General features: G+C 45.9%; 18 protein-coding genes and 2 tRNA genes. 10 read left to right on the plus strand and 10 right to left on the minus strand.

What is annotated here, in order from left to right:
- Nucleotides 1-15: 15 nt before the first annotated feature.
- The 6 genes from G8O23_RS04190 to G8O23_RS04215 form a co-directional block, all read right to left on the minus strand.
- Complete coding sequence (locus G8O23_RS04190) at nt 16-477, minus strand: hypothetical protein (RefSeq protein ID WP_166362091.1); 462 nt, start codon at nt 475-477, stop codon at nt 16-18.
- Nucleotides 478-561: 84 nt separating this feature from the next.
- Nucleotides 562-1,506: a bifunctional riboflavin kinase/FAD synthetase gene (locus tag G8O23_RS04195; protein ID WP_166362093.1), complete on the minus strand. Its 945-nt coding sequence runs from the start codon at nt 1,504-1,506 to the stop codon at nt 562-564.
- Nucleotides 1,507-1,583: 77 nt separating this feature from the next.
- Nucleotides 1,584-5,822, minus strand: coding sequence for an alpha-glucan family phosphorylase (glgP, locus tag G8O23_RS04200; protein ID WP_166362095.1), 4,239 nt, complete (start codon nt 5,820-5,822; stop codon nt 1,584-1,586).
- 42 nt (nt 5,823-5,864) lie between these two features.
- Nucleotides 5,865-7,247: a glycoside hydrolase family 57 protein gene (locus G8O23_RS04205; protein ID WP_166362097.1), complete on the minus strand. Its 1,383-nt coding sequence runs from the start codon at nt 7,245-7,247 to the stop codon at nt 5,865-5,867.
- Nucleotides 7,248-7,284: 37 nt separating this feature from the next.
- Nucleotides 7,285-8,574, minus strand: coding sequence for a glycosyltransferase family 4 protein (locus tag G8O23_RS04210; RefSeq protein ID WP_235942246.1), 1,290 nt, complete (start codon nt 8,572-8,574; stop codon nt 7,285-7,287).
- A gap of 9 nt (nt 8,575-8,583) precedes the next feature.
- Complete coding sequence (locus G8O23_RS04215; RefSeq protein ID WP_166362099.1) at nt 8,584-10,533, minus strand: amylo-alpha-1,6-glucosidase; 1,950 nt, start codon at nt 10,531-10,533, stop codon at nt 8,584-8,586.
- A gap of 260 nt (nt 10,534-10,793) precedes the next feature.
- Here G8O23_RS04215 and G8O23_RS04220 point away from each other — a divergent pair, with 260 nt between their 5' ends.
- The 6 genes from G8O23_RS04220 to G8O23_RS04245 all read left to right on the plus strand — a co-directional run bounded on the left by G8O23_RS04220 (nt 10,794) and on the right by G8O23_RS04245 (nt 16,523).
- Nucleotides 10,794-11,981: a TlpA disulfide reductase family protein gene (locus tag G8O23_RS04220; protein ID WP_166362101.1), complete on the plus strand. Its 1,188-nt coding sequence runs from the start codon at nt 10,794-10,796 to the stop codon at nt 11,979-11,981.
- 101 nt (nt 11,982-12,082) lie between these two features.
- Nucleotides 12,083-13,255: a peroxiredoxin family protein gene (locus G8O23_RS04225; protein ID WP_166362103.1), complete on the plus strand. Its 1,173-nt coding sequence runs from the start codon at nt 12,083-12,085 to the stop codon at nt 13,253-13,255.
- Between the two features lie 8 nt (nt 13,256-13,263).
- The gene (locus tag G8O23_RS04230; RefSeq protein ID WP_166362105.1) at nt 13,264-14,037 is read left to right on the plus strand and encodes a UDP-2,3-diacylglucosamine diphosphatase; all 774 of its coding nucleotides are present in this window, start codon (nt 13,264-13,266) and stop codon (nt 14,035-14,037) included.
- Nucleotides 14,038-14,179: 142 nt separating this feature from the next.
- On the plus strand, nt 14,180-15,139 hold the full coding sequence (locus G8O23_RS04235) for a nucleoside recognition domain-containing protein (RefSeq protein WP_166362107.1): 960 nt from the start codon (nt 14,180-14,182) through the stop codon (nt 15,137-15,139).
- Nucleotides 15,140-15,217: 78 nt separating this feature from the next.
- On the plus strand, nt 15,218-16,012 hold the full coding sequence (locus G8O23_RS04240) for a thymidylate synthase (RefSeq protein WP_166362109.1): 795 nt from the start codon (nt 15,218-15,220) through the stop codon (nt 16,010-16,012).
- A gap of 22 nt (nt 16,013-16,034) precedes the next feature.
- Nucleotides 16,035-16,523, plus strand: coding sequence for a dihydrofolate reductase (locus tag G8O23_RS04245; protein WP_166362111.1), 489 nt, complete (start codon nt 16,035-16,037; stop codon nt 16,521-16,523).
- Here G8O23_RS04245 and clpX read toward each other — a convergent pair.
- Nucleotides 16,520-17,743, minus strand: a complete 1,224-nt coding sequence (gene clpX, locus G8O23_RS04250; RefSeq protein WP_166362113.1) for an ATP-dependent Clp protease ATP-binding subunit ClpX — start codon at nt 17,741-17,743, stop codon at nt 16,520-16,522. The genes G8O23_RS04245 and clpX overlap by 4 nt on opposite strands.
- 203 nt (nt 17,744-17,946) lie before the next feature.
- Between clpX and G8O23_RS04255 the strand changes: the two genes are divergently transcribed.
- The 4 genes from G8O23_RS04255 (at nt 17,947) to G8O23_RS04270 (ending at nt 21,375) form a co-directional block, all read left to right on the plus strand.
- On the plus strand, nt 17,947-18,669 hold the full coding sequence (locus G8O23_RS04255; protein ID WP_166362115.1) for a hypothetical protein: 723 nt from the start codon (nt 17,947-17,949) through the stop codon (nt 18,667-18,669).
- Nucleotides 18,670-18,676: 7 nt separating this feature from the next.
- Nucleotides 18,677-19,216, plus strand: coding sequence for an RNA polymerase sigma factor (locus tag G8O23_RS04260; RefSeq protein ID WP_166362117.1), 540 nt, complete (start codon nt 18,677-18,679; stop codon nt 19,214-19,216).
- Nucleotide 19,217: 1 nt separating this feature from the next.
- Nucleotides 19,218-20,396: an outer membrane beta-barrel protein gene (locus G8O23_RS04265; protein ID WP_166362119.1), complete on the plus strand. Its 1,179-nt coding sequence runs from the start codon at nt 19,218-19,220 to the stop codon at nt 20,394-20,396.
- A gap of 85 nt (nt 20,397-20,481) precedes the next feature.
- The gene (locus G8O23_RS04270) at nt 20,482-21,375 is read left to right on the plus strand and encodes a DUF4382 domain-containing protein (RefSeq protein ID WP_166362121.1); all 894 of its coding nucleotides are present in this window, start codon (nt 20,482-20,484) and stop codon (nt 21,373-21,375) included.
- Nucleotides 21,376-21,610: 235 nt separating this feature from the next.
- Here G8O23_RS04270 and G8O23_RS04275 read toward each other — a convergent pair.
- The 3 genes from G8O23_RS04275 to G8O23_RS04285 all read right to left on the minus strand — a co-directional run bounded on the left by G8O23_RS04275 (nt 21,611) and on the right by G8O23_RS04285 (nt 23,014).
- A tRNA-Tyr gene (locus G8O23_RS04275) sits at nt 21,611-21,693 on the minus strand.
- A gap of 122 nt (nt 21,694-21,815) precedes the next feature.
- The gene (mgrA, locus tag G8O23_RS04280) at nt 21,816-22,808 is read right to left on the minus strand and encodes an L-glyceraldehyde 3-phosphate reductase (protein WP_166362123.1); all 993 of its coding nucleotides are present in this window, start codon (nt 22,806-22,808) and stop codon (nt 21,816-21,818) included.
- Nucleotides 22,809-22,937: 129 nt separating this feature from the next.
- A tRNA-Ala gene (locus tag G8O23_RS04285) sits at nt 22,938-23,014 on the minus strand.
- Between the last annotated feature and the right edge of the window lie 206 nt (nt 23,015-23,220).

Below are 23,220 nucleotides of genomic sequence, written 5' to 3' on the forward strand. Positions count from 1 at the left end.
TAAAAACCTCAGTTTTTATTGGTTTATTTCCAGGTCGAGCTGCCTTCCTTCTTCAAGTGCTTTTTTGTCCATTCCAGTGCCAACTGCCATTCCTATAACCAACCCAATTGGAAGTCCTATGCCTATGAAAGCCATATTGCCGAAACTAGCCCCAAACACAACTCCAAGCGGAAGCCCAAATACAGCAAGCCCTAGTGCCATCCAATAATTACGATAATGGTTTATAGTAACTAGTTTCAGCTCTTTCTCAAGTAGCTCAATAATTTTTGCTTGTTTCTTTATTACCATTTTCCTCAATTTGTCCCCAGAGTATGCTGTGTTTAGCTCCTCATTATCATTATTAATAGATGATACTATTGGGTTGGGCAGGTCTCTCTTGCGCAATTGAACTAGCAGTTTCTCGAATTGGAGATATGCTTCTTTTAGCTTGGGGTTGCTGTCCAATTCCGAAGGGTTATTCAGCTCAGTAATTACCATCCAATTTTGTGTTTGTTCTGTTTGCAAAAAGTTGAAACAATATTGTGTCCTAAATGGTTGCAAAGATAATCAAAAAAAATGGAGCTACGAGGCGTTGCTATGAGCGTTCAGAAGTTTAACGGCGTTCTCCTTGTCGGCTTTTAGCTGTTCCTTTAGCGATTCCAAGGAATCGAATTTTTGTTCATCCCTAATCTTTTCAACAAATCTTACGGTTATCTCTTCGTTGTAAATATTCTTGCTAAACCCAATGATATGTGCCTCAATGGTTCGCTCAAGACCATCGCCAAGGGTTGGACGGATGCCAATATTCAGCATGGCGGGATACGAGGTTCCCTCGTAATGTACCCAAACGGCATATACTCCGTTGGCTGGCACCTGTTTAAATGTTTCGGAGGGGCTGATATTGGCTGTGGGAAATCCTATGGCTCTGCCAACCTGCTGTCCTCCTTCAATTGTTCCTGTTATGCTGTAATGCCTGCCAAGCATTGCATTGGCGTGTTCGAGGTTACCTAAGTCTAGCGCTTCGCGTATCTTAGTGGAGCTAATATTTACCCCATCGATGCTAACAGGGGCAACCTGGGTAGCGTGGTAACCGAAATGATTCTCATGCTGTTTAAGCAGGTTGTAGTTACCCTGTCCCTTATATCCAAATGCGTGGTTATAACCCAAAACGATAGCGGAGGGTCTAAGGTTTTTTACTAGGTAATCCTCAATAAAAGCAATGGCTGGGGTTTTGGCAAATTCTGTGGTAAACTCAATTACAAGCACAGCATCAATACCCTTTGCAAATAAAAGCTGCTGTTTCTCTTCCAGTGTGCTAAGTAGCTTTAGCTTCTGGTCGTCGTTGTGGAGCACCTTGCGAGGGTGTGGCCAAAAGGTGATTAGGAGGCTTTGCCTGTTGTGTGCATTGGCTTGGCGTTTTACGGCGTCAATTATTGCGCAATGCCCCAGGTGCACCCCATCGAAAAAACCGATGGTTACAACTGGACTGCTTATGTTAACCTCATTTATGTCGTGGTAAATGATCATAGGCACTTTCTGTAGTGCAAAAATAGCAAAAGAAGCCGATATTGTCGGCTTCTTTCATGGGTTAAAATTAGGATATGCTATATCCACCTTACTAGGGTGAAGTCCATACGGTGGGGCATGTCGTTGTTCTTGGCGTAAATTCTAATGCCCGAGTCGAATACTCCGGGATCCGTTGGCACAAATGTAAGCTTAAATGTGGCCCGTTGCCCCTCCACATTCTCAAGATCAAACTCCTGGGTGTGCTTAATGGTTACATCGCCATTCTCTACTAGTTCAGCAATTACCATTTCAACCCCAATTTCGTTTGGCGACAGGCTGCCTAAATCAATCACAACTTCCGAGGTGTACTCTTTCCCCAGAACAATGGCTTGTCGCGATGTGTCGAATTGGGTGGCTGTAATAACCTCTAAACTTTCCCAGTTGCGTGTCATCTTTCGCTTCCATGCTGCCATCCTTTTGGCGAGTTCAAAATCTTCCTCCATAAGCCTGTTGTGCCTAATGTAAAGCTTGTGGTAGAACCTGTCCTCGTAGTCAATCATCATTCGGGTGGAGCTGAAGTTTGATGCCACCTCGGCGATGGACTTCTTGATTGATGCAACCCACTCCGTTGGCACATCATTCTCGTTTCTGCTGTAGAACTTGGGGGCTATTTCGTTCTCTATTATAGAATATATAAGCTCAGCATCCAGCTCATCTTGGTATTCGTGCTGTGCATATGTTTGCTCCAATGGCAATGCCCAACCAGTATCGGGAATATAACCCTCAACCCACCAGCCGTCGAGCACGCTAAAGTGCATGCTGCCGTTCATAACAGCTTTCATACCGCTTGTGCCTGAGGCCTCGAGCGGGCGGGTAGGGGTGTTTAGCCAAATGTCGACACCTTGAACCATCTTCTTGGCCAGCTCCATGTTGTAGTTTTGGAGGAAGATGAACTTCCCAACAAATTGAGGCATCTTGCTTACCTCAACCAGTCGGCGGATTAGATCCTGACCAGCCTTATCGTTGGGGTGTGCTTTGCCTGCAAACAGGAACTGGACGGGCATATCCTCGTTGTTCACAATACTGCTAAGCCTTTCCAAATCGCGGATTAGTAGGTGTGCCCTTTTGTAGGTTGCAAACCGGCGTGCAAACCCAATGGTAAGCACATCGTCTCTCATCTTCTCCTGTATCTCAACCACGTTACGTGGGCTTTCGTACTTCACAATATGTGGATTAACCAATCGGGTTCGTAAGTGATCAAAAAGATTACGACGTAGGAGGTTTCTGATTTCCCAGAGTTTGGCGTCGGGTACGGTATATATTTTGTCCCATTGCGGTGTGTTATCGAATCCTAGCTCATCGTTTTTCTCCTCAATAAGTTTCCTTACTTCTGCCGATGTCCACGTGGGGTAGTGAACGCCATTGGTAACGTAGCCTAAGTGCAGCTCACTGGGGAAATAGCCGGGCCATAGGTTGGCAAACATCTTACGGCTAACCTCGCCATGCAGCCAGCTCACGCCGTTCACCTCCTGCGAAAGGTTTGCCGCGAGATAGCTCATGGAGAATCGTTCGGTTTCGTCGCCGGGGTTTAGCTTACCCAGATCCATAAACTGCTCCCAGGTTATACCTAGCCTTTCGGGGTAGTGAGCCATATACGTTCTGAGCATATCCTCGGGGAATGAGTCGTGACCCGCTGGAACCGGCGTGTGGGTAGTGAATAGGCTCGATGCTCTTATCAACTCCATCGATTCGGCAAAGGAAAGCTTTGTCTCAATCATATTGCTTCGAAGCCTCTCAAGCCCAGCAAATGCAGCATGCCCCTCGTTGAGGTGGTATATGTTGGGGTGTATGCCAATTTTTTCGAGAGCCCTAACGCCTCCAATACCCAAAATCATCTCCTGCTTAAAGCGATTTTCCCAATCGCCACCGTACAGGTGATGTGTAATTGCTCTATCCTCATAATTGTTATCCTCAAAGTCGGTGTCGAGTAGGTATAGCTCCGTGCGGCCAATATCGGCACGCCAAATACGTGCTTTTACAGTGCGTCCGGGGAAGGCCACCCCAATGGTTTGCCACTTGCCATTTTGGTTGCGCACGGGCTTAGCTAGCGTTTGTGCAAAGTTTTGCTGATCGTATGCTGCCACTTGCTGCCCAGTGGAGGATAGCTGCTGAGTGAAGTAGCCGTATCGGTAAAAAAGGCCTACCCCTACGATGGGAACATTTCGATCCGAAGCCTCCTTAAGGTAATCGCCGGCAAGTACTCCAAGCCCACCTGAGTAGAGCTTTAGGCTGTGATGGAGACCATACTCCATACTTAGGTACGCAATTTTTGCCCCTTTGCGTCCCACCTTTTTGGCCATGTACTCCTTAAAATGCTTATGAACTTTTGCCAGCTTCTCGAGAAACGCTTCATCTTTCTCTAGCTCAAGGTATTGGTGTAATGATATTTGGTCGAGGAATTGAATTGGGTTATGCTCGCACTCATCCCAAAGCTCGGGATCTATGGATTCGAACAGGTTAGTTGCATCGGGGTTCCAGCACCACCATAGATTTTTCGATAGCTCATCAAGCGCTGCCAACTTCTCGGGGATGTTTTTTTGGATAAGCAACCTCACCCAGTTGGGCTTGTTAATATGGTACTTCTTCTCGATATGCGGCAGCTGCTCCTCGCGATCGAGCTCCATGAATTGCTGTGTTCGCTGCTCAACCTTTTGCAGGGCAATGTTGTATGCCTCTTTGTAATAGATAATCTGGCTCTCCCAAAGTGCAATTCGTGATACCTCCAGAGCATTGTTCCTGTAGTTTTCTTGTCCTTCCAGATTAAGGGTAGAATAGTGACAGATGGTTTTAGATATTTCATCTACCACAAAGCTGTCATTATCATCAGTTCTTTCTATCACCTTTATGCCCGGATGATCCTTTGAGTAGTAGGTATTCACCCATAGTCCAAACCCAGCAAGGGTGGTGGTTATTGTAGGTACATGAAAGGCCAAACTTTCAAGCGGGGTGTATCCCCACGGCTCGTAGTACGATGGGAACACCGATATGTCCATCCCTATTAGCAGATCCCAATAGGGAAGGTTGAAAATGCCATCGTTGCCATTAAGGTAGCAGGGCACGAAGAATATTTTTACCTTGTCGCTCGATGAGTTAAAAAGGCCTGCATGCTTAAACTTGTTGAGAATAGGATCCGTTTCGGGTTCATTGAGGTAGTGTGTTATATGCGTGTTGCTAAGCACCACCACATTCTCATTCTCCTGAATATTTTTGAAAACATCCTTTCGGGGGCCATGATGACCACCAGGAATTAGTATGAATGCCAATACTTCGCGCTGTAAGTCCGTGCAATTGTTTAGTTTGGCCATGGCATCAATAAATACATCAATGCCCTTGTTTTTAAACTCGTACCGGCCGCTTATGCCCACCACAAGGGCATCCTTGGCCACATCGTGAGCCAGCAAGGCTTCGGCAACCTCATAAAACTTAACCTTAGCCTCTATGCGGCGTAGGTTAAACTCATCGCCCTGGGGTACGAAGCTATTCTCGAATCCATTGGGCGTAACCACATCAACCTTTTTGCCATGAAACTGTTCGCACTCGCGGGCGGTAAGGTCGCTTACGGTGGTGTAGCAGTCGGCCTCAAGAGCCGCAATTTTTTCGAGCGATTGTTTCGAGACCACGTTGAACTCAATGGCCTTTTGCTCGGCGTTGTACTTGCTGAGGTTGCCGTACAGCGGGATGTTGTTGCCCGCTATGCATCGACCCATAACCGTGGCGTGGGTAGTGAATATGTTACCTGCCTGGGGCAGATGTTTTTTTAGATACAGCAACCCTGTGCCTGTCATCCACTCATGGAACTGGGCAACAATTCGGTGCCTCTGGGTAAGTTGAAACTTGGTAAAACTTTCTATTACCTTTCCCGCAGCATAACCAAAAAGGCCAGGCTCAATATAGTCCCACTGACCGGTTATTGAGTCGAGCTTATAATCCTCCCAAAACTCTCTGAAGATATCGTCTTTTTTGGAGAAGAATTGGGTGAAATCGACAATCACCACAACGGGTTTGCCCTCAATATTCCAGCGGCCAATCCTAACCCTAAGACCCTCCTCGGACGCCTTGTTCCGCCATGAGGCGAATAGCTGCGGATCTTCAATAAACTCGGGGTTCTTTTCAGTATCGCGCCATACGTCGGGGCCAATTAGAATCAAGTTGTTCTTGTGCTCTTGCACCAGAGTTAGGGCCTTGGTGGATATTACCGTGTGAATTCCACCCACCTTATTGCAAATTTCCCAACTCACCTCAAATAGGTAGTCGGGGCGTAATAGTTTGTCTTTCATCGTAGTGGTGGTGTTTCATTGCGTTTAAAACATCAATAAAAACTACTTCTTCTCTCTTTTTGCTCTTGCTGCTCCCTTTGCGGGGCTGGTTTTTGCTTTTGATGCTCTTGGTTTTTTGGGCTTGCTCTCGGTAGCCGATAGTTTTTTGAGATTGTTTAGCTCCAAAATCTTTTTCTCGTAGTCCTTTATCAGCGTGTCAATATCGTTGGGGTTTATCACTCCAGAAGTTTCTGCTGTTTCTTGGGCGTTGTTGAGCCTAAGCTTAAAATCGCTTAGTGCATTCATAAAGTTGATGAAAGCTTCGTAGGGTGTGTCGTATGGGTTGAAATACTTGTGTACATCGCCATCGCTAAACCACTTGGTGCACATGTAGTAGAAGTGGTCACTAGTTTGCAGGTATTTCCAGTCGCGTTGAATATCAGGATCGTCAATGCTTGCAACTCTGTTCATGATATCGTAAAGATTATCAAAGGCTTCATCCTGCATCTCGTTGCCAAGCCAAGCGGTTAGGTCGCGCTCCTCATCGGCCCAGCTTATAGGGAAAGGCACATGAAGCGGTGCTATAGGTTGGTGCTTTTTGGCTGCCTCGGCAGGGGTTAGGAACTCGAAATTCGAGTCGGAGAATACACGCCCTGGGAGCGCCTTCATGAAGTCGAAGATTCCCGTTTCGGCCCACTGGTGCTCGCCAAAGGTTTCGTAGTCCATGAATAGGTTGATTATCTCATCCTTGCTGTCGATTGAGTTGAGCCAGTGCACATATTTCTCAGTGGTGAGTGGCCACTCCTCCCACCCACGGTTCGAGAAGCGGAAGGCGATATCGTCGCTCATCTGAAAGTTTTTGAGCAGCAGCCTTAGCTTTGGGTTTATGGCATTGGTGTATAGGTAATTTGGGCTTTTCCATCCCATGATATGCTTTGCGCCCTCGGTTAGCATGGCCTTAAAGCCCATATCGGCTACCATAGCGCCAATCTCATCGGAGTATATTAGCTCCGTGTTTCGGAATGTGGTTGGCTTTTGCCCAAAGAGCTGTTCAACTTTCTGGGTTTGCGCCACAACCTGCTTCTCAAATTCGTCGCGACACTTAAGCGCAGAAAGGGAGTGTGAATAGGTTTCGGCAATAAACTCAACGCTACCTGTTTGTGCCAGCTTCACAAAGGTTTCAAGCACGTCGGGGGCATACATTTCAAACTGATCGAGGGCCGTACCCGATATGGAGTAAGCAATCTTAAATTTGCTGCCATACTCATTGATAAGTGAAAGCATAAGGTTGTTGGTGGGCAGGTAGCATTTTTCGGCCACCTTGCGCATGATGGAGCGGTTGGCAAACTCGTCGAAATAGTTGTGGTACTGCCCAATATCGAAGAAACGGTACTTGCGAAGCCTGAAGGGCTGGTGAACCTGAAAGTAGAAGCAGATTGTTTTCATTACTATAGGGTTTTATTTTTTTACTAAGGAATTGGTGCTATAGCCCATTAAGAACCATTTCGTAAACTTTTTTCACCTCAAGGGCTGCGTTCTCCCACTTGAGGTTGTTAACCTCGTCTTGTCCGTATCGCTTAAAGTATGTCGATAGGGCTTCGTAGTTCAGTAGGCCATGAATGCTATCGGCCATGGCGTCAATATCCCAAAAATCGACCTTAAGGGCATGCTTGAGCACCTCGGCCACCCCCGATTGCTTGGAGATTATGACGGGAACGTTGCTCTTCATGGCTTCGAGCGGGCTTATGCCAAAAGGCTCCGATACCGAGGGCATAACGTACACATCGCTCATGGCGAACATGGTGTTAACCTCGGTGCCCTTTAAAAAGCCAGTAAAGTGAAACTTGTGCGAAATCCCCAGCTCGGCAGCACGTCTAATCATTCGATTCATCATATCGCCGCTGCCTGCCATTACAAATCGTACGTTATCGTATCGTTGCAAAACCTTGCTGGCAGCCTCTACAAAATAGTCGGGCCCTTTCTGAAAAGTTATTCTTCCAAGAAAGGTAACCACCTTTTCGGGAACATTCTTGGTTACGCCAGCACAATGATTGTTCCCGGTAAAATCGACCGCATTGTGTACGGTTACCACCTTGTCCTCGGGTATCCCGTATCGGTTAATAACTATGCTTCGGGTGAGGTGGCTAACCGCAATCACCATATCGGCCATTTCCATTCCCTGCTTCTCGATATCGTACACGGCTTGGTTAACATTCTCGCCGCTGCGGTCGAATTCGGTGGCATGAATATGAACAACCAAGGGTTTTCCCGAAACCATTTTGGCCGTAATGCCAGCGAGGTACGTGAGCCAGTCGTGGGCATGGATTATGTCGAATTTCTCTTTGGCAGCAATAGATCCGGCAATAATGGCATACCGCGAAACCTCTTTCATAAGATCCCTCCCATACTTACCCGAAAACTTGAACTTATGCCATGATCTATCTTCATGCTGCTCAATCCTGTCGAGTTCGGTTTCCGAAATCAACCGTTGAAACTCCTCGGGGCCAACGTAGGGAACAAGATTAGAGCCCACCTCTAGGTAGCTAATCTTTTTCCAGAACTCCTCCAAATCGACAGAAATATGGCTAACATCTATATCCTCTGCAGGCACTAGCCGAACAGCCGACTGATCCTCGTCGCCAAAGGCCTTGGGTACAACAAAGGCCATATCAACATCATGCTTTGCCAAACCCCTTGTGAGCCCAAAGCATGCAGTGCCAAGTCCTCCCGAAATATGAGGTGGGAACTCCCAACCAAACATTAGTACTCTCATGCCAATTGTTTAGGGTTTTATGTTTTTATCGTACATCCTTTTTATTCGAAGCACTTCGGCAACACTCCATGCCTGCGATATGCATCCATTGGGGCGCTGAGGTGGATCACCGTCATACACTTCGGCAATGCCGCAAACCCCATGCTTCGACATGTCCTCGCAGAGGGAGTCGAGCACTGATTTTGCAATGGCATTGGCCGTTTTACCGTGAATTTTGTAGTAACCCTCAATGAAATGCCCAAGTAACCATGGCCAGGCCGTACCCTGATGGTAGGCGTTATCGCGCGTTGCCTGATCGCCTTCGTACTTCCCAGCATATCGAGGGTTTTTGGGTGCAAGGGTTCTTAGCCCTTTAGGCGTGAAAAGTTCGCGGTGAACAACGTCTAGAACGCCCCTTTTCATTTCATCGGTAATGGGGCTGTATGGGAGCGATGTGGCAAATACTTGGTTTGGCCTTACATCGATATTTTGTCCTTTCTCGTCAACATAATCGGCGAGGTACTGCTTGGCATCGTACCAGAATGTATCTCTAAACGACTCTGCTACCTGTTGAGCAAGTGGTTCCCACTCGCTGGCAAACTTGTTGTCCTTAAACGTTTTGGCTAGCCCAATGGTGGTCATTATAGCGTTGTACCAAAGCGCATTGATCTCAACCTGATACCCGGTTCGTGGGGTAGCGGGCAATCCGTGTACCACGGCATCCATCCATGTTAATGCTACGCCCTTATCGCCAGCCCAAATCAAGCCATTTTGGTGCATCCCAATATTGTATGGGAGTTGTCCGCTTCGGTAGGCATTAAGTATTCCCTTCATCTTTTTGCCGTACAACTTCCACACCTCCTCGTAGCTATTTGTGTAATCGGCATACATATGCACGGCCCAGAAGTACCATAGGGGAGCATCAACAGAGTTGAATGCCGATGAGGTGGCATTACCCATATTTGGGAATAAGCCATCCTTAAGCTCCCTCGACATGGTGTCCAGAACGTCTTTGCATGACTTAGGATCGTCAATGGCCAGCGTTAGCCCCGGTAGAGCAATAAACGTATCGCGACCCCAGCGACCAAACCATGGGAAGCCTGCAATAACCTCGGTCTTCCGATTTCTTTTAACTATAAATTGTTGAGCAGCGTTGCTAAGGCAGTGCTCCATACTATCCTTTAGCGGCCTTTTGCTGACCTCGGCATTAAACTTACGGGTTAGCGAATTGGTTTGCTGCTCTGTGGTTGCTGCTGAGAAGATTATGCTTTCGCCCTTTTTGATGGGAACCTCGAAGTAACCCGGTACAAACAGATCCTCGTGGCCCTCGTATCCTCTATTTATCTCCTCTTTGTACTCAACGTTGTAGTACCAGTCGGGTACTGCAACAAACTCGTTCTGTTTGTTTAGCTGCATATGTAGGTAAGGAAATCCTTGGTAAAGCTTGTATTTCACTCCATTTTGGATTTCGCGATAACGTTTGTCGGCAAACAGATTCGACTTGGAAAGCTTATGAGCATTCCTGAAGGCAAGAAAAGGTTTAATCTTAATCCTGGTGGGGCTGTGAGCTTCTTTGAGAGTGTATCGAATCATGAACTGCTCCTCGTTGTGAACAAAGAGTAGCTCTTTTTCGAGTATCACACCACCCACACGGTATGTTATCTTGGGTGTGGGTTCGTAATTGAAATCGATGATATACTTGTGTCCGCGAGGCTCGTATATGCCAGGGAAACGATGAATGCCCAAGTTAAAATCCTTGCCATGCTGCACAATGGTTTCGTCGACCGATGAGAGCAGGACGTGGTTCTCGCCGTCAAACTGATCGAGGGGGAGTACCATGAGCCCGTGGTATTTGCGGGTGTTGCAAAGCACTATGGTTGTGCTAAAATAGCCTCCGGCACGGTTGGTGCTGAGGATCTCCCTGTTAAGGGAGTATTCTAGGTTTACCAGTTCACTCTTTTCAAAAACGAGGTAGCTCATAACCAGTATTTATTATTGATGATATTTTGGAGAAGAAATTAACGCATAGCATTAGCAGGTATTTACAATTAGTTGATCAAATTATTAGCTTGAAAAAATGTAACCTTAGTAATGCATAGGTTTGCTAATGAGTGTTAGCTGTTTACACCGTCCTAATTAGCTTATACAAATTACGATATTTTAGGTATAGGTCAAATTAAATCTCTATTATATTTTGATTATTTTTGCCGCAAACAATTGCACTAAACATATATAATCCAATGACTTTAAAAAATCTGTATAAGTTGGCCAGTAAGTTTTTCGTTTTAATCCTCCTTTTCTTAATGGCCTCGTGTGGTAAAGCACCTAACCACATTGTCATTGAGGGTAAAGTAAGTGGGGCTGCTCACAAAAAGGTTTATCTCAGAGAAACGGGTCATGATGTGATTAGTGCCATTGACTCAACCAAAGCCGATAAGCAGGGTGAGTTTGAACTCTCGCTTAGTGCTACTAGTCCAAAATTTGTTCTGCTACAGCTAGAGGGCGAGGCTGAACCCATTATTTTACTGGTTGAACCCAAGGAGGAGATAGTGGTTAAGGGTGTTTCTGGGAACTTGTCGAGAGATTACACCGTGTCGGGGTCAAAGGGGTCTCGATTGGTGCGCGACCTTAACTTTAGGCTAAACCAAACCATTGGAACCATTGACTCGCTATCGAAACAGTTTCGGGAAAGCCGTGAGTTGCCTCGGTTCGATACCATTAAACCTCTAATTGATAGCGCATACGATAAAACCATAAGGGAGCATAAGCGCTACACGGTGAACTTTATTATGGAGAATAGATACAGCCTTTCGTCGATACTTGCCTTGTATCAGCAGTACGATAGGCGAACGCACGTGCTAAGCAGTCGAGACGATTTTGCCCTTTTCCAGCTGGTTGACTCCTCCCTTTACCCTTTATACCCTAACAATCTGCTTGTGGAAAATCTGCACAAGAATGTGAAGATGATTAGCAACCAGCTTAAACTTTACGATAAGCGACAAGATATGCTAAACGAGGGAGAGGTCATTCCTAAGTTGGATTACCCCTTGCTTACGGGCGATACCATTTCTCTTTCTGAGATGAGATCAAGATTTGTACTTATCGATTTTTGGGCACTCTGGTGTAACGATTGCCAAAAAAGTATGAGCAGGTTGAGGGATATTCACCAGAAATATGCTCACCGTGGTTTTCAAATCCTTCAGGTGTCGCTCGATACGGATGCAGAAGCGCTTAACCAGTGGTATACTAATGATAGTATACCTTGGCTGGTAGCAACTGACTACAAGCAGTGGGAGTCGCCCATACTCGATTCGTTGAGCATCAACAGTATACCCTCGAATTACTTGGTGGATAGGAATGGTGTGATTCGTTCGCGAAATATTAAAACCTCTGATCTCGACGAGGTGCTTAGCAAGCTACTTCGATAGGGCATCATTCCCTGCTAGTACAAAATAATGCTTGTTTCTAGGCAAATTTCCCTAAATTTGACCCCGAAAATAGAAAAACTGAAAATTAATTTCATCGCATAATGAACACAAGAGCACTCCTCAAATTTCTTTTTATAGCTGTATCCACAATGGTTTTGGCCTTGTCTTGCACAGATGATAAGCAATCTAAAATCGAAGGTAAAGTAGAAGGCATTGACACCCTAATGCAGGTTTCTATCCTGCGTCAGGATTTTGCAAAAACAGAGCTGCTTGAGACCATCAAGATTTCACCAAAAAAATCTACGTTTAGGTTTAAGGTGGGCGAACTAACCGAGCCCACATTCTTCCAGCTTCGCTTCGAGGGTAGGCGAAACCAATTTATGGTACTGCTGCTTGAGCCTGCCGAGAACGCTGCGGTTGAGGTTGATTTGAAGCGCTTTTCCAACTATACCGTATCGGGTGCCGATGAGTCGCTAAAAACTCAGGCCCTCACAAGGCGATTGGCCCAAACAGTTAAAACCCTCGATTCGCTTAATGTTCTGTTGAGCAAGGCAACAGCACCCGCCGAAAGGCAAAGTCTGAATGCGGAGTATGAGGCTGCTATTGATAGACAAAGGGAGTTTAGCACTCAATTTATATGGGATAACCCCATGTCGAGGGCAAGCGTGATGGCACTATACCAAAAGGTTAGCGACGATCGATTTGTGTTTGAGAGTGCCGAGGATGTGCAGCTTTTTAAGGTGGTGGCCTCATCGCTTATTGCTCGCTACCCCGATTCCGACTACGCAAAGGGGATGTTGCAGGATATAAAAAATCAGGAAAGGGTTATTCGTTCGCATAGGCTACAGGAGCTGGTACAGAATGTTCAGTCAACCCTACCCGAAATAGCGTTACCCAATGCTAAGGGCGATACCGTAAGCCTATCTTCGCTAAGGGGCAAGGTTATTCTGCTCGACTTTTGGGCATCGTTTAGTCAGGAGAATTTGCTTGAGAATAGAGAACTGCTTGAGCTTTATAGGCAGTACAGGGGAAGAGGGTTTGAGATATTTCAGGTGTCGCTCGATGTTGAGCGCGAGGCATGGTTAGCCGCTATAGAATCGGCCGGATTACCCTGGATAAATGTTAGCGAGCTCGACCCCAACGGATCGGTTGCTGCCGGTATGTACAACGTAACAAGGTTACCCGCCAACTACATAATCGACCGTAATTTTGAGATAGCCGCCAAGAACCTTTATGGCCGCGATTTGGAACGAAAAATCAAGGAGCTGCTATAGGCCAAGCGATGACCAAAACCAAAATCTACTTTGCATCCGATATTCACCTGGGACTGCCCAGTATTGAGGAAGGGCGTGACAGAGAAATGCTATTTGTGAAATGGCTCGATACCATTAAGCATGATGCGCAAGAGGTTTTTTTGGTAGGCGATATTTTCGACTTTTGGTACGAGTACAAAAGGGTCATACCCAAGGGCTTCACCCGTGTTCTCGGAAAAATTGCAGAGCTAACCGATTCGGGTATCCCAGTGCATTTTTTCACAGGCAACCATGATGTGTGGATGTTTGGATACTTTGAGCAGGAGCTAGGTGTGAAGATTCACCGTAACCCTATCGTGCGAGAATTCGATGGCAAATCATTTTTCATAGGTCATGGCGATGGGCTAGGTAAGGGCGATTATGGCTACAAGCTGCTTAAGGGAATATTTACCAGTAAGGTTCTACAATGGATGTTTTCTCGATTGCATCCAAACTTTGCCCTTTGGCTGGGCAATAAGTGGTCCGTTAGCAGCCGCTACTCCAAGGATATAACTTACCAGTTTAGGGGCGATGATGAGCTAATAACAAGGTTTGCACGCCAAACCCTGCTTAATCAGCATTACGATTACTTCGTTTTTGGCCATTGGCATGCACCAACCATTCATCCTTTAGGCAGTGGCTCCAGCCTTGTGATGCTTGGCGATTGGATTGTGAACAATACCTACTCGGTTTGGGAGGGCCAAAAGATGAACCTCTGCCGATTCACTTCCGATAGCAACTCGGAACCTATTGCCGAGGCATAGCAATTAGGTTTAATAGTTAAACCTTTATTTACTCACTTAAAGGCTAGCTACCTGCATATAACTTGCCCAGAATTATTTTGTGCTTTTACATAAACCTTTGGCTAGTCGCTATGTCGAAGCAAGCCTAAGGCAAAATCAATATATGAAAGACATTCCCAAGGTTCAGCGGTCTACAACTAATAGTATTTGGCAAAGGGCTTTAAGCGGAGCTAGGCTCGCTGTGCCTCCGGCATTAAAAACGGCGGTTTGGTTAGTGAAAATTACCATACCCTTGTCGTTGGTTGTATCGCTCCTAAACTTTTTTGGAGTGGTTGGTTACGTGGCCAATTTCCTTAATCCAATATTTGGATTGATGGGCTTGCCTGGCGAGGCCTCTCTAGTTTTTATTACATCACTCTTTCTAAATATCTACTCGGCCATTGCAGTTATGACCCAATTGCCCTTAACCATAAGGGAAATAACCATTCTGGCCGTGATGTGCCTTATTGCTCATAACTTGTTTGTTGAAACAGCAGTGCAGGCCAAAACAGGGTCAAAGGCATGGCATATTGTATTGCTCCGCGTTTCGATGGCAATCATCACTGGCTTTGCCCTAAACTGGATGCTACCCCCACAAATGCAGGGGTTTATTCCTGCGGCAAACGTTCAAGCAGCTACCGAATTTATCCCCTTCATTGTTGGGTGGGCAAAATCGGCGGTTATCCTTACCCTAAAAATTACTATGCTGGTTACCCTGCTTATGGTTATGCAGCAGCTGCTTAAGGAGTTTGGCGCAATTAGGGTACTTTCAAAAGTATTTAGCCCAGCCCTAAAGCTTTTTGGTTTGCCTCCAAGCACATCGTTTCTATGGATTGTGGCCAATATTCTGGGGTTAGCCTACGGTTCGGCCGTGATGGTGCAGGAGGTGCGTAACGGAACGGTTACCAAGCGCGATGCCGATTTGCTCAACTACCATATCGCCCTATCGCACTCAAATCTTGAGGATATGCTGCTGTTTGTGGCCATAGGTGCACCTGCCCTATGGATTCTGATTCCAAGGTTAGTGATTGCCGCAGCCGTGGTTTGGTTTAGGCGCTGGTGGTTGTGGTGGGCAAAGCCCTAATCAATATCTCCCCAATTTTCTTTTTTGATAATAGGGCCAAATAGCCTACTTTTACATCTGCTAAAACAAACAGTAGATATGAAGCAATACCTTGATTTGCTAGACAATATACTTGAGAATGGCGTAAAAAAGGAGGATAGAACCGGTACAGGTACCATTAGCCTTTTTGGACATCAAATGCGGTTCGACCTGCAGCAAGGATTTCCCCTGCTCACCACCAAGAAGCTCCATCTGAAATCAATAATCTACGAGTTGCTGTGGTTTCTGCAGGGCGATACAAATATAAAGTACCTTAACGACCACGGCGTTTCCATTTGGAATGAGTGGGCCGACAAGGATGGCAACCTAGGCCCAGTGTATGGGCACCAGTGGCGCAGCTGGCCAGCTCATGATGGGAGCCAAATTGATCAAATCACGCAGGTTGTGAACTCCATTGTAAACAACCCCGACTCAAGACGACATCTGGTGTGTGCTTGGAATGTGGGCGATATCGATCGGATGGCATTGCCACCCTGCCATATACTATTTCAGTTTTACGTTGCCAATGGCAAGCTATCGTGCCAGCTATACCAGCGAAGCGCCGATGTTTTTCTGGGTGTACCATTCAATATAGCCTCTTACGCACTACTCACCCTTATGATGGCGCAGGTTACCGGGCTAAAGCACGGCGATTTTGTCCACACCTTTGGCGATGTGCATATCTACTCTAACCATATAGAGCAAGTGAAGCTACAGCTAACCCGAGAGCCCCGTAAGCTGCCCACCATGGTTATAAATCCAGAGGTTAAGTCGATTTTCGATTTTAAGTACGAAGATTTTAAGCTGGAGGGGTACGATCCGCATCCCCATATCAAGGGCAAGGTAGCCGTTTAGTAATCAAATGATTTTACAGGTAATGGATATTTCGATTATAGTAGCAGTGGCCGAGAATAATGTAATAGGAAACGATAACCAGCTAATCTGGCATATCCCTGGCGATCTTAAGCGCTTTAAGGCGCTTACCATGGGGCACCATATCATCATGGGGCGCAAAACGTGGGAGTCAATTGGCAGGCCGTTACCCGGACGAACAAGCGTGGTGGTAACTCGAAACAAGAACTACCAGGCCGAGGGTGCTCAGGTTGTGCATTCTCTTGATGAAGCGATTAAATTTGCAGCGGCCGATAGCGAGGTGTTTATTATTGGTGGAGGTGAGCTGTATAGGCAGGCACTCCCTTTGGCCACCAAGCTATACCTAACTAATGTGCATCGTAGCTACGAGGGCGATGTGAGTTTCCCTGAGATTATCTCTGATGAGTGGCAAGAGGTGCGCTCCGAAAAAGGAAAGCCCACCGAAACCGATGGGCTTGAATATACTTACGTTGATTTGGAGCGTAGACCCTAGGCTGCCTTCAGCCTTTTGATATTGGCTTTTTCCAACTTTTTGTGGGCGTACTCCAAGGTGATAACAATTTCCTTTTCTTTACCCGATGGTAGCTCAAACATTGCATCAATCATAATAATCTCACAGATTGATCTTAGTCCCCTTGCACCAAGTTTAAACTCAATGGCCTTATCTACAATGTAATCCAGCACATCGGGTTTAATCTCCAGCTTAATTTCATCGTAGTCGAAAAGCTTCTCGTACTGCTTTATAATGGCATTCTTAGGCTCGGTTAGGATGTTCCGAAGTGTTTCTCGGTCGAGCGGGTTTAAGAATGTTATAACCGGAAGTCGCCCAATAATTTCAGGTATTAGCCCGTAAGCGCGCAGATCCTGAGGAGATATGTACTGTAACAAGTTGTTGTTGTCAACCTGATCGCGATGCTTACTAGCGCCATAGCCCACCACTTGCGTGTTTAGACGTTGAGCAATCTTTTTCTGAATCCCCTCGAACGCCCCGCCACATATAAACAGTACGTTCTTGGTGTCCACCTCAATCATTTTCTGCTCGGGATGCTTGCGTCCTCCTTGGGGTGGTACGTTTACCTTCGATCCCTCGAGCAGCTTAAGCATAGCTTGCTGAACGCCCTCGCCCGAAACGTCGCGGGTTATGGATGGGTTGTCACTCTTGCGAGCAATCTTATCTATTTCGTCTATAAAAACGATGCCTTTTTCGGCTGCTTCCACATTATAGTCGGCCGCTTGTAGCAGTCGGGTTAGGATACTCTCAACATCTTCGCCTACGTAGCCAGCCTCGGTTAGCACTGTGGCATCGACAATGGTGAAGGGAACGTGCAGCATCCTAGCTATGGTACGAGCCAAAAGGGTTTTGCCTGTTCCTGTTTCGCCCACAAACAGTATGTTCGACTTTTCAATCTCCACATCATCGTTGGTGTTGGGTTGGAGTAGGCGTTTGTAGTGGTTGTAAACCGCAACGGATAAGTATTTTTTTGCCTCATCTTGACCAATCACATACTGATCTAAAAACTGCTTAATTTCAATTGGTTTTAGCAGTTTGCTTTTGCTCAGTTTAAAATCGCCCTTTTTTTTGAGTTCCTCCCTTACAATCAGATTTGCTTGCTCGGCGCATAGGTCGCAAATAAATGCATCGGCACCAGCAACCAGTAGATTTGTCTCCTTCCTGGGGCGGCCACAAAATGAGCATCTGTCGCTATTCTTCATCTTGTAATCAAAATTTATTTCGTCGGTACAAAGGTACAACATATTTTATCAATAGAAGTTTAAGTTTATGTAAAAGAGTATGCTTTCTACAGGGTTGACGACCAGTAATGTTGTATTTTTACTTTTGAATTGAATGTTGTTCCAACCTTTCTTTATCTTTTTTCGTCTTTAATTGTAGAACCCAAACTTTATTGCTGTGCCGTATGGATGCCAAAAGGTTTTTAGCTGTTTTTGTAGCTGTAGCTACCGTTGTTTTTGGGTCATGTAAGGATGAGCTTACATTGCCTGCAACAGTTCATTTCGAATTTGGAATGGTTACGTTCCAGAATGAGGATCCTGCGCAGGGTGGGCAGAAGAGCAATGTTCCCTCCCCAAACCGATATGCCATCGAAAGCGGAGTGCTTCGTGTTGATGCCATTGAGTTTGACGGGAGGCGGAGCCATGGGAAGGATGTTTACTTTATATCGAACTTCTCTGAGGCTATAGTTTCGCAACTCGAGTCACAATCATCCAACATTAAGGTCGATTTTGATATACCTCAGGGAGAGTACAATCGGGTAGATATAACTCTGCATTTGGTAAATGGAACCGACATTCCGTTTAGGCTTGAGGGGGCTTTTTCCTATGGGCAATCAAATGTTATTCCCATACATTTTGAGTATGCCTACACCGAAGAAATAGCTATTAAGGCAAAGCCCAAAGAGGGAACAAATATTATACTTAGCAAAGAGAAGGTGAGCAATGCCAGGGTAATTGTTGATACTGAATTTCTTTTCAGGTTTTTGAACCCAGGAGTTATTGCCAATGCCAACAGGGTTGTGCAAGGAGGCGAGGAGATTATACTTATTAATCAGCTTAATAATGTGGATGTATTTAATCAAGTAGCAAACCGATTTAGCAAATCCATATCGGTGGAGTTTGAGTAATTTGCCCATGAGCATTGAGCTTTACAACGAGGAGGAGGTTTTACAAGGTTGCCAACAGGAGAATAGACGATATCAGGAGATCCTATATCGCCGGTTTGCTCCTAAAATGTATGGCATATGCTTGAGCTATGCTGGCGATCGAGCCCTAGCGCAGGACATGTTACAGGAGGGTTTCATCAAGGTTTTTAGAAGCATTAAGGATTTTAGGGGAGATGGCTCGCTTGAGGGATGGATAAGGCGCATTGTGGTACGAACGGCTATAGATCTTTTACGCCAAAGGCAAAGCCTTGAGAAGCTGGAGCACGATGATTTTCCTACAGCAACACACACCGATAATGAGGCTTTACCAAACCTGCAGCTGGGTGAGGTGCTTCATCATATCAATAGCCTGCCCGATGGGGCAAGGGTGGTGTTTAATCTTTTTGCTGTAGAGGGTTACACCCATCGAGAGATAGCTGAGCAGCTGAACATATCTGAAGGAACATCAAAGTCGCAGTACAATAGGGCGCGAAGCCTGCTAAAGGACTGGTTAGGAAAGGTTGATTAGTATGAAGTTGGATAAATGGTATAAATCGATTGTTGAGGCCAATGCCGAGGTTCCACCCGAAGCCGTTTGGGAGGGGATTCAGAATGCTCTTGATATAGATTTGGTGTGGAGCAAAATTGAGTCCGATTTGAGTGTTAACAAGAAGAAGCCTATTTATGCACGCCTAGCTGTAGCCGCATCGATTGTTTTAGCCCTGGCCTTGGGTGGTTTGCTGCTTTATCAACCCTGGAATATCTCTTCTCAATCACAGCTTGTTGAGTCGTCAGTGAATTATGATGAAACCCCCTCATCTGAGTTATTATATTCGGATGGTGAAGGAGCAAAGGATATCCATTCACTCGAAGGGACAGGTCCAAACCAAATAGCAGACGTTACCCGCTCAACGAAATTTGATGCTGAGGAGATTGATGAATACGGAGTACAACCTGGCAAATCCTCTGTTAATGGGCAAGTGGATGTTGGTCTGGAGAGGATAGAGATGCTAGCTGCAAGTTATGTTCCTTTTACTATATCTGAAAGGGTAGCTGTTGATGCAATTGCAGAGTTACCGGTTGAAGAGGAGGATTACTACGACAAAACAACTGGCTTAAGATCCGTGTATGTTGGTTTAACAGGCCACCTGGCCAACACCTGGCTGCTCAGCAGCAAAACCTTTATGGGTCTTCAGCCCGACGACTTAACCAATACAAATATTACATTTGCCTCCAATGTTGGCGTGCAGCTTGGTGCCGAGGTTAACCCTTCCCTTAAACTTCAGACTGAGTTCCTTTGGCTAAGCCAGAATAGGCAGCAGTACAACGAGTACCTTAACGGGAAGTACGTTACGAGCATGCTAGAGCTCGATTACTACACCATATCGTTGCAGGCTAAGTATCGGCTTTCATCGAATCACTCCCTAATGCTGGGTGGTTACTTTGGATTAATGAAAACCGCAAGGCAAAGTGTTGACGAGGCAGTTTTTGTGCTCGATACAGAGTATGGAAATTATGACTACGGGCTAATTCTTGGGTACGAGTATCCAATACCTTTTGGTTCAAAATTTACCTTTACCCCCGGTGTGTTTGCCAAGGTTGGCCTAACCAATGTGTTCACTGGAAATGAGTTAATACCTTTCTACCTTAATAAGACTCAAAATGCTTCTGTAAACCTTACTTTTTCAGTGGCATACAATATTTTTTAACCCCATTCCAACCATTCCCTTTTCACTATCGTCTTGTAGTTAAAAGGTTTGTTTCTCATTTATTAATCATTTAAATTTTAAGGCGATGAAAAAAATCACAATGGTATTGGCGATTATAGCCCTAGCGGCCATCTTTTTTGCAGGATGTGAAAAGGAAAACGACAAGGGTACAGTAAACCTATCCATCACCGATGCCCCCATCGACTCGGATGATATAGTAGGCGTTTACATTAAGGTAATTGATGTGCAGTACCATTTGGGTGGAGCCAACTTTGAAAGCTTCCCAAATTTTGAGGGCCCACAAGTATACAACTTGCTTGACCTAACCCGTGGCGAGTCGGCAATGGTTGGTGCGCTTGAACTGGAGGCTGGCCATTATACTCAAATTCGCTTCATTCTTGAAGCGCCCGAGAGAGGGATGGGAGCGCCAACAACCCCAGGTTGTTACGTTGAGTTTTCCGATGGTAGCACAGAACCTCTTTTCGTGCCCAGCGGATCGCAATCGGGTTTCAAAGGTGTTGGGGCCTTTAACGTGCCGGCCAATGGTTCGGTTGATATAACTGCCGATTTTGATGTGCGCAAGTCGGTTCTTAGGACTGGCCATAACGTGGAGCGTTACGTGCTTAAGCCAACCATCCGCTTGGTTGTTGATAATGAGGCGGGAAAGATTGTGGGTAGCGTGGTTAACATACCCGAGGGTAGCGAGATTGTGGTGTATGCCTATGAGGATGGAGCCTACTCCGAGACGGAGGCTGTTGAGCCAGCCCTTGAATCCCCACGTTTCCCCAATGCTGTAAGCAGCGATATGGTTTGCGACCAGAATTCGTACCACATTGCCTTCTTAGCCCCTGGTGTTTACGATTTGGTAGTTGTTGCCAATGTTGATGGTGAGTTCTCGCAGGTGCTAGGCATTGTTGAGGGTGTTGTGGTTGAAAGTAAGAAGACTACCTCTCAAAGCATTGATATCGATACATTATAATCAACCTCCGATTAGGGCAATGGCCCTGTTGTAAAGCCGAAATGAGGTCGCCTACTCCGAGCGACCTCATTTTCTGTTTAATGTGTTATATGCCAGGAAAATAAAAAAGCCAACCGTTACCGATTGGCTTGATTTTTTTTGAGCGGGAAATCTCGTTGCAAACAACGAGACGACCCTCAGCTTGGGATCCGCCGGTTGACGGGCTACCACTGAGCTACTCCCGCAATTTGGGGTGTGGGGAGAGCAGGATTCGAACCTACGAAGGCATAAGCCAGCAGATTTACAGTCTGCCCCAGTTGGCCACTTTGGTATCTCCCCTTTGCAGTAAAGCAGCGCAAATGTAATTAAATCTTCAGTTTTTTGGCTATCCCAAATGGTAAAATTAATGGGTTTAATGCAATGTTTTTTGCAACTCTCTATGTATATGTGCTCAAGGGTTACTACTTGTTTAGTATTCTTTCAATACTCCTGAGCTCATCGTCCGAGAAGTTGAGGTTTTTTAGCGATTGTAAGCTGTCGAGAAGTTGCTCTTTCGAACTTGCTCCCACCAAAACCGAGGTTACCCTTTCGTCTTTAAGTAGCCATGCAATGGCCATTTGTGCAAGCGACTGTTCACGCTCCTCGGCAATTCCATTTAGCCCTTTTATCTTTTCTAATGTGTTAGGCGTGATATTCTCCTCCTTTAAGAAACCGTGGGGTTTTGCTGCTCTCGAATCCATAGGGATACCCTTTAGATATCGGTTGGTGAGCAGTCCTTGCGCCAAGGGCGAAAAGGCAATGCAGCCTATTCCCTCTTGCTCCAGTATGTTGAGTAGTTCGGGTTCCACCCACCTGTCGAGCATCGAGTATCGGGGCTGATGGATTAGGCAGGGTGTGCCCATATTTCTTAAGATTTCAGCAGCCATTTGTGTTTCTCGTGCTGGATAGTTTGAAATGCCAACGTATAGGGCTTTGCCCTGCTTAACGGCAAAATCCAACGCGCCCATGGTTTCCTCCAGCGGGGTGTTGGGGTCGTACCGGTGCGAGTAGAATATATCAACATAATCAACCCCTATCCTTTTCAGGCTTTGGTTAAGACTGGCGATTAAATATTTCCTTGAGCCCCACTCCCCGTAAGGTCCATCCCACATTAGGTAGCCTGCTTTGGTTGATACTATTAGCTCGTCGCGGTGGCTTGCCAAGTCCTGCTTAAGAATCTGCCCAAAATTACGCTCTGCCGAACCAGGAGGTGGGCCGTAGTTGTTGGCCAAGTCGAAATGGGTTACCCCATTATCAAAAGCCGCCCAAATGGTTTCCCTGAAATGTGCGTAATCATCAACATCGCCAAAGTTGTGCCATAGCCCAAGCGATAGGGCCGGTAGCATTAGCCCGCTGTTGCCGCAGCGGTTGTATTTCATTTGCTGGTATCGATTGTGTTTTGGAGAGTATTGCATAGCCTGTTTTTTGTCAAATTTAGTTATAAATAACTACGTTTGAGATGATTCGAATGAGTTCTTGAGTGAAAAACTTGTAACACAAAAAAACCACCTACCTCGCAAAGCGCTGTAAGTGGTTGGTTTTCTTGGTGGAGGTAAGGGGAGTCGAACCCCTGACCTCTTGACTGCCAGTCAAGCACTCTAGCCAACTGAGCTATACCCCCAAGTTTATTTTCTAGGTTAACCCCTGACCTTCCCGATTACCATCGGGACACACTAGCCAACTGAGCCTGCTTGTTGCGAGGCAACCGAGCAGACAGGCTATACCCCCAAGTTTTAATAAAACGTTACGAATTGCTTTTTTGCAAACGCAGGGCAAAAGTATAAAAATTTTTTTGTTTGCATAGCAATTGATGCAAACAAAAATAAC

The sequence above is a fragment of the Perlabentimonas gracilis genome (assembly GCF_011174675.1).
Taxonomy (GTDB): Bacteria; Bacteroidota; Bacteroidia; order Bacteroidales; family Tenuifilaceae; genus Perlabentimonas; species Perlabentimonas gracilis.